The sequence below is a fragment of the Photobacterium sp. TLY01 genome, from assembly GCF_021432065.1.
In the GTDB taxonomy this organism is placed as follows: Bacteria; Pseudomonadota; Gammaproteobacteria; order Enterobacterales; family Vibrionaceae; genus Photobacterium; species Photobacterium halotolerans_A.
This window is the reverse complement of the sequence record NZ_CP090365.1, coordinates 1,168,224-1,182,873: the sequence shown is the minus strand read 5'-3', so window position 1 is coordinate 1,182,873 and position 14,650 is coordinate 1,168,224. Positions and strand designations below refer to the sequence as shown.

The 14,650-nt window shown below is 48.8% G+C and carries 10 protein-coding genes; 7 read left to right on the top strand and 3 right to left on the bottom strand.

The features are described from left to right. The first annotated feature begins 2 nt into the window (after positions 1–2). Genes LN341_RS21065 through LN341_RS21045 form a run of 5 tightly spaced genes read left to right on the top strand, consistent with a single transcriptional unit; the run spans position 3 to position 6,332 of the window. Positions 3–2,156 carry a type I secretion system permease/ATPase gene (locus tag LN341_RS21065; protein ID WP_370643767.1) on the top strand — a complete coding sequence of 718 codons (2,154 nt, stop codon included), beginning with the start codon at positions 3–5 and terminating at the stop codon, positions 2,154–2,156. Next, on the top strand, positions 2,149–3,468 hold the full coding sequence (locus LN341_RS21060) for an HlyD family type I secretion periplasmic adaptor subunit (RefSeq protein WP_234205702.1): 1,320 nt from the start codon (positions 2,149–2,151) through the stop codon (positions 3,466–3,468). The genes LN341_RS21065 and LN341_RS21060 overlap by 8 nt, the downstream gene beginning before the upstream one ends. 23 nt (positions 3,469–3,491) lie before the next feature. Beyond that, a complete protein-coding gene (locus LN341_RS21055; protein WP_046221403.1) occupies positions 3,492–4,826 on the top strand; it encodes a TolC family outer membrane protein in 1,335 nt (444 codons plus the stop codon). Beyond that, positions 4,823–5,410, top strand: a complete 588-nt coding sequence (locus LN341_RS21050; RefSeq protein ID WP_234205700.1) for an OmpA family protein — start codon at positions 4,823–4,825, stop codon at positions 5,408–5,410. Before LN341_RS21055 ends, LN341_RS21050 begins: the two co-directional genes overlap by 4 nt. A gap of 16 nt (positions 5,411–5,426) precedes the next feature. Beyond that, positions 5,427–6,332 carry a PstS family phosphate ABC transporter substrate-binding protein gene (locus tag LN341_RS21045; protein ID WP_234205698.1) on the top strand — a complete coding sequence of 302 codons (906 nt, stop codon included), beginning with the start codon at positions 5,427–5,429 and terminating at the stop codon, positions 6,330–6,332. Between the two features lie 82 nt (positions 6,333–6,414). On the opposite strand, the gene LN341_RS21040 is transcribed toward LN341_RS21045, so the two are convergent. From LN341_RS21040 to LN341_RS21030, 3 genes are all read right to left on the bottom strand, one after another. After that, positions 6,415–7,614, bottom strand: coding sequence for a GGDEF domain-containing protein (locus LN341_RS21040; RefSeq protein WP_234205697.1), 1,200 nt, complete (start codon positions 7,612–7,614; stop codon positions 6,415–6,417). A 189-nt stretch (positions 7,615–7,803) separates the two neighbouring features. Then, complete coding sequence (locus LN341_RS21035; protein WP_234205695.1) at positions 7,804–8,349, bottom strand: DUF1415 domain-containing protein; 546 nt, start codon at positions 8,347–8,349, stop codon at positions 7,804–7,806. A gap of 81 nt (positions 8,350–8,430) precedes the next feature. After that, positions 8,431–10,440: an exoribonuclease II gene (locus tag LN341_RS21030; protein ID WP_234205694.1), complete on the bottom strand. Its 2,010-nt coding sequence runs from the start codon at positions 10,438–10,440 to the stop codon at positions 8,431–8,433. A 411-nt stretch (positions 10,441–10,851) separates the two neighbouring features. On the opposite strand from LN341_RS21030, the gene LN341_RS21025 reads away from it, so the two are divergent. Beyond that, a complete protein-coding gene (locus LN341_RS21025; RefSeq protein ID WP_234205692.1) occupies positions 10,852–12,540 on the top strand; it encodes a sensor domain-containing diguanylate cyclase in 1,689 nt (562 codons plus the stop codon). 214 nt (positions 12,541–12,754) lie between these two features. Then, on the top strand, positions 12,755–14,626 hold the full coding sequence (locus tag LN341_RS21020; protein WP_234205689.1) for a DEAD/DEAH box helicase: 1,872 nt from the start codon (positions 12,755–12,757) through the stop codon (positions 14,624–14,626). The last annotated feature ends 24 nt before the right edge of the window (positions 14,627–14,650 follow it).

Sequence of the window (14,650 nt, the reverse complement as noted above, 5' to 3'; positions counted from 1 at the left end):
GCATGAAGATGTCGGATAAACCGCTGAAAGATGAATGGCTGGAAACGGTGCTTTGGTTCTGCCGTCATTATGGTCTGCGTTGCCACCCATTGAAGGTGACATCAGGGCTGCCATTGGAGCAAGGCCTGCTGACTGAAACGCTATTTATACGTGCGGCGGCGCAGGTACAACTGGAAAGTGGTGCTATAGACAAACGCCTTCTTGATCAGGCGACCTTGCCTGCAGTGGCGACTTCGTTAGCCGGCCTGCCCGTGATTCTGATTGCGAAAGATCAGGGGCAATACAGGGTGCATTTCCCGGGACAAAACACCGAAGAACAGCACTGGTCAGAAGAGCAAGTTCAGCAAGCGATACAGCCGGAAATCTGGCAGGTGTCAGCCGTGCCGCAAAGCGACAGCCGGGTCGATGATGTGAAACCAGCGAAGCCGCAGCATTGGTTTCGTGCCGTACTCAGGGAAGTACGCCCCTGGTACAGAGATATGTTTGTGGCTTCGGTTGTCATCAATTTACTGGCGCTGGTCATGCCGCTGTTCACGATGAATGTGTACGACCGGGTTGTTCCCAATCAGGCATTTAACACGCTCTGGGTCTTGTCTGTTGGTGTGCTGGTGGTGATTGTGTTCGACTGGCTGCTGCGCAGTGCACGAAGCTCAGTCACGGATATGGCCAGCCGGTATCTGGATAACAAATTGTCGGCTCAATTGTTCCAGCGGGTCATGGGCATGCAGCTGGAGCACAGGCCACAGTCGGTGGGGGCGTTTGCCCGCCAGCTGCAGGAGTTTGACAGTGTCAAAGATTTCTTTACGTCGATCACCCTGGTGGCATTGATTGATTTACCTTTTACTGTTCTGTTTTTATTGCTGATTGGCTGGCTGGGCGGGGTCATGATGTTTGTGCCTGTCACTGTTATGTTGGCTTTGCTGCTGTTGAGTGCCGTCATGAAAAATAAGATTGCCGACACTTTCACAGAATCCGGCCGCTACGCCACGCAACGACAGGCCCAGTTGTTTGACAACCTGAATTCGCTGACGGAAATCAAGCAGAATAATGCGGAAGGTTTGGTGCAAAAACGCTGGGAACAAACAGTGGTTGCCTTGTCTGAGTGGCAGACACAGTCGAGATATTATTCAAACCTGGTCTCGCACTCGATTATGAGCAGCCAACAACTGGTGACCGTCTTTCTGATTGCGCTGGGTGTATATCAAATTGCGGAAGGTCACCTGAGCATGGGCGGATTAATTGCCATCGTGATGTTAAGCGGCCGGGCGGCCGGATCGGTCAATCAGCTCTCTATGCTGCTTTTGCGTTATCAGCAAACCCGCTCGGCCATAGAGGGCCTGAACCAGATTATGGCTTTACCGCAGGAAGAAACACCGCATCAGGTGATTGATCGCGGCGAATTTAAAGGCAGTTTCGCCCTTGATAACGTGAGTTTTCGTTACCCGGGTTCAGAGCTGGATGTCCTGGAAACGCTGACGTTCAATGTGAAAGCCGGTGAACGCATTGGCATCATCGGTAATGCGGGGTCAGGTAAATCCACACTGATGGCGCTGATCGCCAGACAACTGCAACCAACACATGGACAAATGTATTACGAGCAACTGGATGCCAATTTGTGGCCACCCAGCGTGATACGAGATGCCGTAGGTTGGGTAGGACAAACGCCAGGATTTGTCTTCGGTACCGTTTATGAAAACATTACCTTTGGTCATGACGTCATCGATGAAACACGTTTGGCAAACGCGATTGAATTCTCCGGATTAAATGCTTATATGCCGCGTTTGGCGCAGGGACTGGAAACTCAGGTGGGTGAAAATGGCCGGCATCTCTCTGGTGGACAGAGACAGGCTGTGGCCATCGCCCGGGCATTTTATCGCCATCCCTCTCTTTTACTGATGGATGAACCCACCACAGGGTTAGACAAACAGGCAACGGCACAGCTTTTCCAGAGCATTCAAAGGCTGCCGAGAAGTACTGCTATGGTTATCTGTTCTCATCAGCCGTCATTTTTATCGCTTTGTGACCGTATTTTGGTGCTGGATAAAGGCAAGCTGGTGGCCGATGGCAAGCCACAGGACATTCTGTCCCGTCAGGAAGGCAGGCAGAACAGCCGGATTCGTTCAGTCAGCATCGTGAAAGGGGGTCAGCATGAGTAGTCAGATCATGTGGTCCAACAATCGTCAGGCTTACCGGTCACGTAAGCTGATTTGGCTGTGTGTCGCGCTGTGTGCAGCCACCCTGATTTGGGCCAGTTGGGCCAAGCTGGATGAAGTGGTCGTAGGCGAAGGAAAAGTGGTTCCCACATTATCGGTACAAAAGATTCAGAGCCTGGAAGGCGGCATTATCAGGCAGGTATTAGTGAGTCAGGGCGACCGGGTGAGTCAGGGCCAGCCTTTGATGATCTTGGACGATACCCGCTTTCGCGCTGCTTATCAGGAGGCCGGCCAGCAGGTCCAGAGCTTACTGGCTCAGGAAAAGCGACTCAAAGCCGAGCTGGGGAGTGTGAAGGTGAATCCAAAGGCAGACGATTGGCGTCAGCAAGTTGTCATCGATAAGCAGCCATTGGACATTGATCCGGGCTTACCCGCTGAGCTGAATGCGAGAGCCAACTATGCTGAGCGTTTAGAACAACTTGCTTCTGAACTGGAGCAGGCGAAGTTTCGTATTGATCAGCAGGATCAGGCATACCGAGATACTCAGAACACCATACAGACGCTCAAGCGCAGTCTGGAAATTGTCGAAAAAGAGATCTCAATGCTCAGGGATGTTGTGGCAAGCGGTGCCGTGGCCGAAGTTGAGCTGCTTAAACTGAGACGTGACTATGTCAAGCTGGTGGGTGATTTGGCCAGCGCCAACACTTTGGCACAAAAGCAGAAAGCGACTTATTCTGAAGCGATTGTTGATTTCAGAGGGATCGCGTTTGATTTTCGCTCCAAGGCACAGGGCCAGTTAAACGAAGTCTCGGCCAAGCTGGCTCAGCTGAATGAAAGCCAGCAGGCACTGGCCGATCAGCTCAAAAGGACACAAATTTTATCCCCGGTGGATGGCACGGTCAAAGATGTGTTGATCCGCTCGATTGGCGGCGTTGTTCGTCCCGGAGAACCCATGATGGAATTGGTGCCTTATAACAGCAGTCTGATTGTCGAAACCAAAATTTCGCCTCAGGATATCGCCTTTGTGCACGTGGGACTCGAAGCGACGGTAAAATTTTCCGCTTATGACTTTGTGATTTATGGCGGTCAGAAAGGCAAAGTCATTTATGTCAGTGCTGATGCACTGCAAACGGAAGAAGGGGATGCTTATTACCGGGCGCATATCCGGCTTGATGCAAATGAAGAGGCGCAGCCTTTCACGATCATACCCGGTATGCAAACAGCCGTTGATATATTGACCGGCCAGAAAACTGTTCTGAGCTACTGGCTTAAACCTTTATTAAGAGCGAAAGAAGTTGCTCTGCGTGAACCCTAATAACAACAAGGACAGGATAGGTAATGCGATCCAAACGACTATTGATGACTTGTATGCTGGGCTTGACCCCGATGGGAATATCCTCTGCTTATGCACTTTCCCTGGAAGAATCGGTTGCAGCGGCCATCGATTACAGCCCGGAAGTATTGGGACAATATGCCAGATTTCAGTCTGTCGTCAGAGATCAGGACGAAGCGCAAGGCTTCTATTTGCCCCAGGTTAATCTTTACGCGGCGGCGGGCTATGAAGAAACCCGTTATAGCAGCGGGAATAAAATTGCGCCGGATGACAGAGGACTGACACGCACTGAAATGGGCGTAAAAGTGTCACAGCTGATTTTTGATGGCATGAAAACATCCGCCAATATTGACCGCCTGGGCTACGAGGCTGAGTCTGAGCGACTGACACTGATCGCCGACGCAGAAAATGTTGCACTCGATGTAGTGCGTGTGTATCTCGAGTACCTGAAATCTCAGCAAATTCTTGAGTTAAGCAAACGCAATGTGATCGATCATGAAACCATTTATAACAATATTCTTGACCGGAAAAAGAAAGGGCTGAGCAGTAACTCGGACTTGGCTCAGATTGCTGCCCGTGTGGCTACGGCGAAATCTACGCTGATTTCTGCCCAGAATAATCTGTACGATCAGGAAGCCCAGTTTATGCGCCTGGTCGGGCTGCCGACCAAAGAACTGGTGACGCCTGTATTTGATTACAGCTTGTTGCCGCCTGATCTGGATATCGCGATCAACCAGGCCGTTGAAAATCATCCGGAGATCCAGGCAGCCATCCTGGATATCAAAGCGGCTCGCGAAGAAGTCAGGCGTGAGAAAGGGGGCTATTACCCTGAGCTGAAACTGGAAGCCTATGGCAACAAAAATGACAACATCGGGGGCGTCGAAGGGCCGGAGGAAGATGCCCGCGTGATGCTGACACTGGATTATGATTTGTTCAACGGTGGCAGCACCAATGCCCGCGTGGAATCGGCTGCCTGGCGCGCAGAGCAAGCCAGATCAATCCGTTTAAGAGCGGAACGTCAGGTGCGCGAAGGAACAACACTGGCGTGGAATGCCTATAACATGCTGGATAAACAAAAACAGCTGCTGCAACAGAACGTGGATGCCGCGAAAGCAGCAGAAGATGGTTATGTACAGCAGTTTAATGTTGGGCGACGTAGCCTGCTTGATGTGCTGGACGCAAAGGTGGAAGTCTTCCTTGCCAGAAAGAACTATGTCAATGCGTCATACGATCACACCCTGGCCGCTTACCGCATGTTCAATGCGATGGGGATTCTGACTTATGCATTACGCGTAGAACATCCTGAAGAATGGCAGACAGAGAAGGAGAAACGCGGATGAGACTTCGCCAGATTGGATTGATCACCTTACCTTTATTATTGTCTGCCTGTGCTGACATGCCGGATACAACCACGACACGCCACCAGATGGATGATCTGCGTGACTCAGATCAGGATGGCGTGATCAATCAAAGGGATGTCTGTTTAGACACTTTGCGGGGTGCCCAGGTGGATGAGCATGGCTGTGCTTCCTGGCAGATATTTGAGAAGCTGGATGTCTTATCGGTGTATTTCAATTTTGATGATGATCATATCCGGATGGATCAATCAGACTCTTTCGATGAACTGCTCGCTATCATGAATGACAATCACGAAGCCAAAGTGATTTTAGTGGGGGACACCAGCCCGGAAGGGACAGATGCATATAATGATGCCTTGGCAAAAAGGCGTACAGGCGTCATTAAAGAGGCTCTGGTACTGAACGGTATTGCCCCGGAACGTATTTCTGAGCAGCGGTATTCGCAGATTACGTCACTGACCCAGTTCTTAAAAGTACGTAAACGCCGCACCATTGCTGTGATCACTAAACCGGAAATGACCGTGAAGCCGGCTTGGACAATTTTCAGCTCCGAGCAAACTCAGTGACAGGATAAATGACACCATGCGATTGATGACACACACCCTGATTGCAACGGGGATCATGCTGGCCAGCTGTTCAGTGTATGCCGCTGTTGCCGTTGAAAAAGAGCTGAATGTAATGGTTCATGAACTGGCCAATGCGAACAATACGCCTGTTCAATTGATTGAAAAAGGCGATATTCAGGCGGCGATGATCGCCAATGAAGCCAGTATGGGGATTAGTTCCCGCAAATGGCTGGATAGCGAAATCGCCTTGTTTGAAAATAAATTCGGTTATCGGCCGGTACAGATATTTTTTACTTACGATGCAGTTTCTATTCTCGTTAATCAAGATAACCCTGTAAGGGCCATGACGATGGGGCAGCTGAAGCAGATTTTCGGCTGTCAGGATTCACCTCAGAAGCTGGACTGGCGCCAGTTGCCGGATCATCAGAATGAGGATTTTTCAACGGCCGTTCCCTATGCTGTTTCCGGTGAGCTGGATACACACTTAAATTTCTCTAAGCTGGTGGATTGCGGGAAAGATCAATATCTGGCGACACAATTTCTCAGTAGTCACGATGAAATGAACGAGCAGATCAGCAGTGATATCAATGCAATTGGCTACTCTGTTTTACCTGGTGTACCCGACGACCTGAAGCGGATTGCTATTTTAGATGACAGAGGCAAAGCCTTCACCATCGATCCGGAAACTGTGCTGTCGGGGCGTTATCCATTGGCAAATGTGTATTATCTGTCATTGAATATTCCACCCAAACAGAAAGGGCTGACAAGCGAGCAGCAGCGACTGGTTGATCTCACGTTTGACCAGGATAACCAGTCCATCATTGAAAAACATGGTTTCCTGCCGCTGCCTGCGGAAGCGGTGCACAGAAATCAGGTGAAATTAAAGCAGGTTTTGCCACTGGTTGTTGGTGGATATAAATAAAATCCTGAACAGAAAAATACAAAAGCCTTATCAGTACAGATAAGGCTTTTGTGCTTTGATACCAAGTCAGAATGATAGAACGCTATACGACCTGATTCCGGCCATTTTGCTTCGCTTGATACAGCGCTTTGTCCGCCACTTTTAGAACGTTGGCGGTTCTGGAATCTTCCAGGCTGTCTGCAACACCGATACTGACAGTAATCTGTACGACTTCGGATTGTTTCCGCTTACCACGTTTACGTTTGCCGTCTTCATCATCGGCAGGGCGCTTTTCATTATCTCTGATGTGCATCGGGTAACTTGCGATGGCTTCCCGTAATTCTTCGAGCGCATCAAGACACTGATTTTTGGTCTTTCCTTTGATCAAAATGGTGAACTCTTCGCCACCAAAACGGTAAACATCTGCTTTGATATTGATATTCAGGAGAAGCTGGGCAACTAAACGCAGGACATCATCACCTGTCTTATGGCCGTATTTATCGTTGAATTTTTTGAAATGGTCGACATCCAGCATCGCCAGCGTGTATGTGCGGCCAAGGTGTTTTAACTCCGTTTCCATTGCCCTGCGCCCGGGTATACCTGTGAGCGGATCAATGAAAGCCAGTTCGTGAGAACAGGAAATCAGATTCAGCAAAAGCAGGCTGGAAGCGGCTGTGAATGCAATACTGGATATGTAAGGTTGCTGGAACTGAAACAGGGTGAGTCCGGTAAATAGCAGGCAGATGAAAGTTGCCTGATCATAGCCTTGGTTTCTTTTCAGAATAATCGAAGCACTGGCACAGGCCAGGGCAACAATCATGATGATCAGGAGCAAAGGTAACGGAGAAAACTCACCAATCGTATAAAAATACATCTGCCAGGTGGCGTTATAACGTTCAGGATTGACGTGGTTGATCAGTAACCAGCCCCAGCATAGCTGCAGGCCCAGAATACTGAGGTAGATCAAACCGAAACGTGAGAACAGCCGTCTCTCCGGGATGAAGTGAAGCTGGAACAGATTCAGTGGCAGCAGTACAGCCAGTAAAATATAGGTGAGTCCGGTTTGTGACTGTGAAAGTGGCGCCTGAAGGTTTTGCTGAATCAGGTAATACGCCAGAAGCATCAGCATTGCGCTGATCCCTGTCTTACTCTGGTTGAATGGCTGACACAGCATCATCACCAGGCTCAACAGAATGTAGGGAAGCAGTAGCAAAACATCAACGTGTTGCGACATGAAAGCAACGATGTTGCTATGAGCCGCAAAAGTGCCTGCCACGAGGGCCAAAGGCAATGCGAAACGCATTTTGGCGTTTCTAAATACTGAAAATGAGAGTGTATGCATTACAATATTCCCTATCAAGGAGATATCATAGCTAACTTAATGCTTAATCCCAACACATTTGAATGCTTACACTCGATAAGGTTGGCCGATGAGTTATTCTGATTCATAGGTTAGATGTATGAAATTGATTATCCCTGCGTGGTTTGTCATTTAGGGTTTGCTAAATAAAAACGGGAAAAGACGACGAATGTCTTTTTCAGATAATGCATTCATTTTTTCAATATTGCGCTCAGGTATACCTTCAGGATCAGGGTAGTGCGCCAGTACTTTTTCCATACTGTCTTCACGAATCAGGTGGAAGATGGGGTATGGTGCCCGGTTGGTCAGGTTTTCAGCATCATCTGGTTGAGTCCCGTAAAAATAATAATCAGGATGAAAACTGGCTACCTGGTAGATACCATCCCGATCACACTGCCTGATCAAGGCATCAACCATATCAAGAAACTGATTGTACTCGTCAAAATCTTGTAAAACGTTAGGGCATACGATAAGGCTTGTATCAAGATCACACACTGGCGTGTCATCCAAGCGTATTAATTCCTGATAGATATTTTCCAGCAGTGTTTCCAGAGAATCTGTCTCGTATATAGCAATACGAATTTGTCCCTTTCTGCGTGGTTTTGCAGCAAACGGGCACAGATTCAAACCAATGACGACATTATCTAGCCATTGTTCAACGTTGTTGAGATAGGACATGGAATACCAGAGTGTATTTAAGACGATTCAGATTGGAGAGAGAAACCAGGCTGGAGAATGCCAGCCTGGTTCTTGGGATGATCACGCTTTTTCAGTTTCAGCCTGATGTTCTGCCGGCTCCTGAGTATTCACTTCAGGAAATTGCTTCACAGGTTTGGCAACCAATTGACGTGTTGTTTCACGCACTTCTGTCAGCACGATGTCGAAGTGATCACCAAGTTGGAACTCGCGAATTTTATCAATATTAATGATGCCTAAATCACCGTTACATTCGATACGCTGTTTATTGTCCAGAATCAGCGGTGCAGGAACAAAAGCCGAAGCCCCGTTTTCAAGCAAGCGAACACGCATGCCGGCACGGTTAATGTCGAAAACCTCTGCGGTAAATACTGTTCCTTGCTGAACCGCATCTTTCAGCAGGCGGACATACAGCCAGTCAGCCACATCACGCTCTGCCATGCGATGATTACGGCGATGAGTAGCAATTTCCTCACCAATGTTGTCATCTGGCGTTTGTGCAGGCGCATTACCGGAAATGACCGCTTTCAGCATTCTGTGGTTGATCATATCGCCATATTTACGAATCGGAGAGGTCCAGGTTGCATAGACATCCAAACCCATAGCGAAATGCGGAGCAGGCAAGTTACCCACTTCACTGTAGGCCTGGAATTTACGCAGTCGGTTATCCAGATAAGTGGTATCAAGCGTGTTCAGCCAACGGCGCAGGGCGCTAAAGCCTTCCAGCGTCAATAACTGCTCTTTGTCGAATGGTGCTTCTGCACTGGTCAGAAACTCCATGGCGGTATCGAGTTTTTCAGGATTGAAGCCGGCATGGGTGTTGTAAACGCCTTTGCCGAATTTTTCCTGAAGCATACGTCCGGCACAGATGTTCGCGGTGATCATGGCTTCTTCAATCATTCGGTTGGCCGTACGACGCGGATCGGTATGGATTGCGATCACATCGTTGTCTTCGCTCAACTCGAAACGGTAATCCGGACGATCCGGGAAGACGACAGCGTTTTTGCTCCGCCAGTCGCTGCGGGCATTGGCAAAAGCCTGCAGGGCACGGACTTGCTCATCGATGACAGCTGAAGGAGACCAGTTTTCTGTACTGCCATTTTCCAGATAGTCCGAGACGTCGTCGTAGCTCAAACGGCCTTGTGAGCGGATCCAGGCGGCAAAGAAAGTAATGTCGTCGCCAATCACACCGTCTTTATCAACCGTCACACGGCAACAAAGTGCAGGGCGCTTTTCATTCTCCATCAGAGAACAGAGCTCATCACTTAATTCACGTGGCAACATCGGAATGTTGCGGCCGGGCAGGTAGATTGTGAAGCCGCGTTCACGGGCTTCTTTGTCCATCTCATTGCCAACCTCAATATAAGAAGTTGGATCGGCAATCGCGATAGTGATTTCAAAGCTGCCATCTTCTTTCGCAACGGTATAGATGGCGTCGTCCATATCTTTGGTGGATTCGCCGTCAATCGTGATGAAAGGGATTTCAGTCAGGTCTTCACGGGTCAACCCTTCGTCAAGCATGTTCCAGCTCTCTTGCGGAGCAGGTTCAGCATTGGGCAAATCATGACGTGCCAGTGTGACCCACCAAGGGGCAATTTTATCTTCACTGTCCGTGATTTTTTCTTTGATTTCACAGAAGAAAGTCTTGTTATCACCCACAAGCGGGTGGCGAGTCAGATGCGCGACAACCCAGTCACCTTCTTTCAGTGATTCAGGGTTTAATCCCTTGATTGTTCGGGCTTTAATCGCTTCTTTCAGCTGTGGGTGATCCGGAACAACATTCAGGCGGTCTTTGATCAGTTTGACGCGGCCAATAAAGCGGGTCATGAACTGTTCAACCAATTCTTGCGGCTCAGCAACTTCACGCTCTTTTTCAGTACGAATCACAGCAACGACTCGATCGCCGTGCATGACCTTCTTCATATAGTTAGGTGGAATGAAGATACTTTCTTTTCCATCAACTTCCAGAAAACCAAAGCCGCGGTCGGTGGCTTTGATTTGGCCTTCTTTCTTAGGAAGTGATTCTTGAATTTGTTTTTTCAGTTGTGCTAAAAGCGGATTATCTTGAAACATTATGCCTGGTCCCGGATTATGAACCGTCACACTATACGTTTTAACAGGCTCAAAACCAAGGGTAATCCGATTTTTCCGGCCTTCGCGGTTGAGACGGGCAACGCGTGCTGTTGTGAAAATTGGACATCCTGCCGGAATTCAGGTCACCAGAATGTGATCTGTTATTCAGTATGAATATGTCATAACGACTTAATATACAATGATATATGCATCAATAGCCATTTTGGCTTTTTCTTTGTGGTAACGGACATTAATTGTTCATATTAATGATTGGTCACAAATGTTGCAGAAAGTTAGGCCGCAATTTTCGAAGTGTGCATCTGAGGTCGTTATTATTTTCAATCTGGAGTATTTTGTACTCTGTTCGACCCACGATGAAGTGATAAGACAGATAATCGCGTAAGGAAAAGCATGCCGTTTAAACTCAACGATGAGTTGGATAAACTCGTTGATACGCTTGCCCGTCAGGCAAACATGGAGCGTTGGTGCCATCGTTTGCTTTCAACGCTGCATCATATGCTGGATTTAACCTACCTGACACTGATTGTTGAGCATGAAGGCCAATCGAAAGTGCTGGCAAGCTGGATGGGTAACGAAGAGTTTAAATACTACCTGCATCCTTTACCCTTATCGAGCTACAACGGTGTACCGTCTGATTTACTTTTAGAATCTAAACAATCCCGTAAGGCCGTGTCTGCACAGTCTGTTGCACCGTTCAAAGCCATTTGGAAGGATACGTCAGGTGATTGGCGTCAGGTGGTTTTTCCGATCATCATGCACGAAAAAACGGTAGCCTATTTATATGCAGAAACGCCAAAGCCGGAACGTCTGGATGACAACCTGAAAGCTTTCGAGCGCGTGCTGTTGTTAATCGCGTCCGATATCAGCGTCCACATGCTGCGAGAAGAAGCACTGACCCATAATATCAGCCGTCGGAGTGTGGAGGCTGAACTGGAGGTGCGTAACTACTCGCTCAGAGAGTACTTATCATTATTAAAGCAGCTACATGAAGTGACACTGGCGCTGGCTGAGTCGAACGATCTCGACAGTCTGTACAGAACCGCAATAGAACTGGGCCGTCAGAAACTGGGCATCGACCGGTTAGCAATTTTTCTGACCGATATGCAGCAGTACACCATGCAAGGCACCTACGGCACGGATCCTCAGGGCAACGTTGTCTCCCGCAGCAGTTTTGTGAACGATATTCCTGATCATCCGCTGGTACATGAAGCACTCAGCCGTAAAGATGTGGTTGTGGTAAAGGAAAATGCGCCGCTTTATTACGGCACGCAACAGGTCGGTACAGGCTGGAATGCCATGATATCGATGTGGAACAGTGATCATTGTATCGGATGGATCGCAGCGGATAACCTGATCAGCCAGCGAAGTCTGACGGATCACCAGAAAGAGATCATGAAATTATTTGGTGCTGCACTGGGTCAGCAAATCGTGATTAAGCAAAGTCATGAAGCATTGACCAGGCTAAATGCTGAACTTGAACAGCGGGTTCATTTACGCACGCAGGAATTACAGCAGACCAATAAAGCATTAGAAGATGCGAACCGACGGCTGGAAGCCTGGTCTATGCAGGATGGCCTGACTGGCGTCGCGAACAGACGTTTTTTTGATCTGACGCTGAAACGCTACTGGCAGGTGGCCAAGCGCAGACAGCTACCACTGAGTATCATGATTCTCGATGTCGATCATTTTAAGTCTTTTAATGACACTTACGGGCATCAAAGGGGTGATGTGTGCCTGAAGCAGGTTGCTGTGACATTAGACAAGATAGCCAGCAGGCATGAAAAAGCGGTATTCAGTCGCTATGGCGGTGAAGAGTTTGTCTGCCTTGTTCCAGAAATGGATACTGAGGCGCTCAGGCTGCTGGCTGAAGAAATGCTTGAAGCTATCAATCAGTTAAAGATCCCACATTCCGGCACGCGTCAAGGGGTGATTAGCATCAGTATAGGGTTATATACCCGAGTGCCGACGGAAGACATTCTGGAAGAAGTACTGTTAGCCGGAGCAGATCAGGGATTATATTTGGCGAAGCAAGCGGGCAGGAATCAATATTTTCAATGGGATGAGAATCAGTATGCCTAGAAAACCTGCCAGAGTGTATACATCGCAAGCTGTTTGAATAATAAATAATTGCTTAAGTTATAATTTGTGACAGCAATCAATTTTTTCTGGTAATTTCGACTTGAATAGCGCACAATGCGCGCCTTAGTCGAGGCCCATGCTTGTGGATACAGTTGCTGAACCGTGTTAAAGGCAAAGGGGCCCCGTTTACGTTCGATTACCTATTGGGATCCCAATGCAAGAATCTGTTACAGAATTTCGCCAGTTAGATCTGGCCGACACTCTTTTATCCGCACTTGATGCGATGGGCTTCGTGGCACCTACTCCAATCCAGGCTGCTTCCATTCCACTTCTTTTAACCGGTACCGATGCGCTGGGTCAGGCTCAGACGGGTACAGGTAAAACTGCTGCATTCTCTCTGCCACTGCTGAACAAAATTAACCTGAAGCAGCATAAGCCTCAGGCAATTGTGATGGCACCAACCCGTGAACTGGCGATTCAGGTTGCAGCTGAGATTAAAAACCTGGGTAAAAATATCCAGGGTCTGAAAGTTTTAGAAATCTACGGTGGTGCTTCTATCGTTGATCAAATGCGAGCGCTGAAAAATGGTGCTCACATTGTCGTGGGTACCCCTGGTCGTGTGAAAGATCTGATCAGCCGTGACCGTCTGCATCTGGATGAAGTGCATACTTTCATTCTGGATGAAGCCGATGAAATGCTGAAGATGGGCTTCGTTGACGACGTTACCTGGATTCTGGAACAAGCGCCAGAGTCAGCGCAGCGTGTGCTTTTCTCTGCAACAATGCCACCGATGGTGAAGGAAATCGTTGATCGTTTCCTGCGTAACCCTGCTCGCATCGATGTTGCTGGTGAAAACCGTACCGTAGCAAAAGTTGAACAGCAGTTCTGGGTCGTAAAAGGCGTAGAAAAAGACGAAGCAATGATTCGTATGCTGGAAACGGAAGAAACCGATGCTTCGATCGTCTTCGTCCGTACCCGTCAGGATACCGAGCGACTGGCTGATTGGCTGTCTTCCCGTGGCTTTAAAGCGGCGGCACTGCATGGTGATATTCCTCAGTCGCTGCGTGAGCGTACGGTTGATCACATCAAACGCGGTGTGATTGATATTCTGGTTGCTACGGATGTTGTTGCTCGTGGTCTTGATGTACCACGCATTACGCACGTATTTAACTACGACATCCCGTTCGATGTGGAATCTTACATCCACCGTATCGGTCGTACCGGCCGTGCCGGACGTAAAGGTAAAGCAATTCTTCTGGTTCGCACCAACCAGATCCGCATGCTGCGTACCATTGAGCGCGTCACCAAGTCCCGCATGGAAGAAATTCAGCTTCCTCTGCGTGATGACGTAGCCCTGGCTCGTCTGGATCGTCTGGGTAAAGAGCTGGAAGAGCAGAAAGAAAGCGCGAGTCTGGAAGCGTTTGTCGAGCTGGTTGAGAAACTGCAGAGCTCAGTGGATGTTGATGCAACCACTTTGGCTGCCATCTTGCTGAAACGTCAGCAAGGCAACCGTCCGCTGTTCTACAAAGGTCCGGATCCAATGATTGCTGCCATTGAGCGTGAGAAGCAGCGTCGTGATCGCCGTGGTGACCGCCCGGAACGTGGTGATCGTGGTGAAAGAGGCGAGCGACGCCAGTTCAACACTGCTGATTGGGATACGTACCAGTTGCAAGTAGGTCGTGAGCAAGGCGTTCAGGTGAAAGACATTGTTGGTGCAATCGCGAACGAACTGGGTCTGAGTAAAGACTTTATCGGTGCAATCAAGCTGGCACCTGAGCATACTTATGTCCAGTTACCGAAGAAGATGACGCCGGATATCATCGCTCAGCTGAAGAAATTGCGCATTCGTCAGAATGACGTAAAAGCTGTAGTCGTTGAAGACAACGTGCTTCGCGAACACCGTCGTGGCGGTCGTGATGGTGCACCACGTGATGGTGCTCCGCGTGGCGGCCGTGATGGAAACCGTGGTCGTCGTGATGGCGAACGCCGTTTTGACCGTAATCGTGGTGGCGACCATCGTGGCAGCTACCGTGGTGAACGTAACCACGCTCCTCGTCATGAGCGCAGCAAGCCATGTGCTGACTAATTCCTGACGGAATGGCTGATGAAA